The organism is Pedobacter sp. (assembly GCF_035566355.1).
GTDB lineage: Bacteria > Bacteroidota > Bacteroidia > Sphingobacteriales > Sphingobacteriaceae > Pedobacter.
Window position 1 is genome coordinate 1 of record NZ_DATMRL010000163.1, and the last position, 3,321, is coordinate 3,321.

Genomic DNA, 3,321 nt, shown 5'->3' on the forward strand with positions numbered 1-3,321 from the left:
TTGTTTAATTTGGCTACTGCACCAGTTACAGATGATTTTTTCTGTGTACCATAGCCAATAACGACTACGGTTTCCATGGTATTCTGAATTTCCAGCAGGGTAATATGGATGGTTTCGCTTTTTGTAGCGGTATAAGACTGCGGCTGATAACCGAGGTAATTGATTTCCAGCACCTGTCCTGGTTCAACGTTGAGGGTAAAACCACCCGAAGGATCTGTTACGGTACCCTGTTTGGAGTTTTTAACTTTTACAGAAGCGCCTGGTAGAGCTGCCCCGTCCGATGTTTTAACAATACCCTGAACAGTAACCTTAGTTTGGGCATATACCGGCTGCTTTGACAAAAAACAGCACAGTACGGCAAGCAAAATGCTCTTAAAGTAAACTTTAGCATTCATAATGATTAGGTTTATATTGGTTAGTTGTGGTCTGGCGAGGCGCTATATTGATATGGGGCTGCAAACTCATGCAGCCCCTTGTATTTAGGAGAAATTCAATCCCCCGTTGATGTCGATATTGGTTCCGGTGAGGTAGCTGGATTCTGAAGAAGCGAGATAAACCACCAGGTCTGCGACTTCTTCTGCTGTGCCTTCTCTTTTCAGTAAAGTTGCATTAGCTACATTTACCCTTACTTCGGGCTTACTGAAGGTGTCATGGAAGGTGGTGGCGATCATTCCGGGAAGCACAGCATTGACGCGGATATTTTTCGGGCCAAGTTCTTTTGCAAGGGCACGGGTATAGGTCATAACACCCCCTTTTGCGGTTGCATAGGCACTTGCACCGGGACCACCTCCATCTCTTCCGGCCAGTGAAGACAGGTTGATGATGGAACCACCTGAGCCCATGGAGGGGATAGTGGCTTTGGATACGAGAAAGACGCTTTTTAGATTCAGGTCCATGACCTGGTCCCAGAAGGCTTCATCGAGTTCGGCAGTGGTTTTTCTGGCGACCATACCACCGGCTACGTTGACCAGGATATCTATGTTGTTTCCAAAGGCCTTATGGCTTTCCGCAATCAATTGTGCTATATCTGCTGATTTGGTCACATCGCCTTTTACAATGATGGCTTCACCGCCGTCTTTTTTAATCTGATGGAGGGTTTCATTGGCATTCTCTATATTGCTGTGGTAGTTGATCACTACTTTAGCGCCCTGTCTGGCCAGCTGTATGGAAACAGCTCTGCCAATATCTCTGGATCCACCGGTTACAATTGCTACTTTGTCTTTTAAACGCATATTCATAAATTAAGAATGTATTTTTTTTGAGGTTATATATTTAATACAAATCCAGGTGATGGGTACAAGCACTGCGGCAAGTACAAAAAAGGACACATAACTGGTTTGTGTGAGGACGGGAACTGCCCACGTGGTGAGTAAGGTGCCTGCTACTGCGGCAGTACCGCCCATTCCGGCTACGGTGCCTACATTTTTGCCATTAAAATAATCGCTTGGTAAGGTTTGTAAATTTCCAATGAGGAATTGAAAACCAAAAAGAGTAATGCCAATTAAAACCATGGCCAGGCTTGGTCTGTCTTTTAAGGTGTCCAGGAAATAGACAATGGTCACAAGTGCCAGAAGCATTAAAAGACAACCCAGTGCGATGGCATTCTTTCTAGCTTTGACGGCAGGTATTCCTTTTTTGATTTGCTGGGAAGAGTGATAACCGCCCAGTAAACTGCCTGCAGCGGCAAAGAGGTAGGGTAGCCAGGTAAAGGCACCTATTTGTTTAATGTCAAAAAGAAACTGTTCTTTCAGAAAGGTTGGTAGCCAGGTTACAAAAAGCCACCAAACTGGGTCAATGAAGAACCTGCCCATAATGATGCCCCAGGTGTTCCTGAATTTCAAAAGCTCTTTCCAGCCAAGTACCGGGGCTTCTTCTGTTTGTTTTTTGGATCCTGGATCTGAATCCAAAATATGGTTCCGCTCCTTTTCTGTAAGCCAGCTGTGCTTATCTGGTGTTGCTTTATTGATGAACAACCAGGGGATGATCCAAATCAATCCAAGCCCTGCGATCAGTACAAAAGTCATTTTCCAGCCGAAAGCAACATACAACAGGGCGATAATGGGAGCGGAGATCACGGATCCCAGAGAGGCTCCGGCGCCAAATATGCCCTGAGCAATAGCCCTTTCTCTTGCAGGAAACCACTCCGCATTGCTTTTTGTAGCGCCAGGCCAGTTTCCGGCTTCGCTGAAGCCCAGCATAAAGCGGAAGAGGTTAAACGAAAGCAAGGATCTGGCAAAGGCATGTAATGCAATAGAGATGCTCCAGCCAATAATGGATAAGGTCATCCCGATGCGTGTACCCACTGCATCCATCAGTTTTCCTGTAAAGGTTTGCCCCAGGGCATAAGCAATCATAAAAAATGTAGTGATGAGCGCCAGCGCACTTTTGTTATCTGCATCTGCAATTCCAAAATCTTTATAGATATAGGGCCACATGATATTAATTGCACTTCTGTCGATATAATTGATCACGGTTGCCAGGGCAATCAGCGCAATAATATACCATCTTAATCCTTTGATCTTCATGTTGCTCTCTTTCTGTGTTTAAAGGCCAGTACTGTCTAAAAAGGCCATGATTCTTCTGGTCAGTTCCTCATCATCTTCTTTAGAGAATTTACCGTGTAAGCCTCCTTTAACGGTCATGAATTCGCATTTAACACCCAGTTCGTCATATTTGGCTTTTAAGGCCAATGATTCCTGATAAGGGACAATCGGATCTGCATCGCCATGCACAATGAAGGTTGGAGGACTGTTCTTTTTTACCTGGTATAGCGGAGATACGGATTTAGCAAATTCCTGATCCTTTGCTTTGTCGCCTAACCAGCTGGTTGCAGAGGTACTGGTTTTATAAGGACCATAAGCCCAGTCCCAAACATCTGTGATCCCGAACTTGTCAATAATAGCAGCAACTTTAATGTTTTTTACACCTGGACAATTGCTGTCGAAGATCGGATTATTCTCCAGCAAGCCGCCCATAAGGGCAAGATGTCCACCGGCAGAGCTGCCCATAATCACGATTCTGTTCACATCTATATGGAATTTTTTGGCATTCCTGATGAGGTAGATCAAAGCGCACCTGGTGTCTTCTACAGCAGCTGGTGCAGTTGCCACTCCGGTTAAACGGTATTCAATGTTGGCTACTGCATAGCCTCTGGTAAAGAATGGCAAAAAACCAGTTTGTGATTCTTTAACGCCTTTGTTCCAGCCGCCACCATGGATATTAATGACCAGTGGACTGCCCTTTTTCTTTGATGGGGGGAGGTAGAGGTCCAGTTTTCCTTCCCAGCCATTCACGGTGGTGTACACCAGGTTTAACTGTTCC

Annotated in this window: 4 protein-coding genes; all 4 read right to left on the reverse strand. The window is 45.2% G+C overall.

Going from position 1 to position 3,321, the window contains the following annotated elements:
* A partial coding sequence (locus VNZ46_RS06410; protein WP_325559267.1) for a carboxypeptidase-like regulatory domain-containing protein occupies positions 1-395 on the reverse strand: 395 nt, incomplete at its 3' end.
* An 84-nt stretch (positions 396-479) separates the two neighbouring features.
* Positions 480-1,238, reverse strand: coding sequence for a 3-oxoacyl-ACP reductase family protein (locus VNZ46_RS06415; RefSeq protein WP_325559268.1), 759 nt, complete (start codon positions 1,236-1,238; stop codon positions 480-482).
* A gap of 3 nt (positions 1,239-1,241) precedes the next feature.
* The gene (locus VNZ46_RS06420; RefSeq protein ID WP_325559269.1) at positions 1,242-2,525 is read right to left on the reverse strand and encodes an MFS transporter; all 1,284 of its coding nucleotides are present in this window, start codon (positions 2,523-2,525) and stop codon (positions 1,242-1,244) included.
* Between the two features lie 18 nt (positions 2,526-2,543).
* Positions 2,544-3,321: alpha/beta hydrolase (locus tag VNZ46_RS06425; protein ID WP_325559270.1), on the reverse strand; the 778-nt coding region annotated here is incomplete at its 5' end.

Excerpts from the sequence above, each read along its gene's own strand:
- VNZ46_RS06415 (WP_325559268.1), bottom strand. The coding sequence starts at position 1,238 with ATGAATATGCGTTTAAAAGACAAAGTAGCAATTGTAACCGGTGGATCC.
- VNZ46_RS06420 (WP_325559269.1), bottom strand. The coding sequence starts at position 2,525 with ATGAAGATCAAAGGATTAAGATGGTATATTATTGCGCTGATTGCCCTG.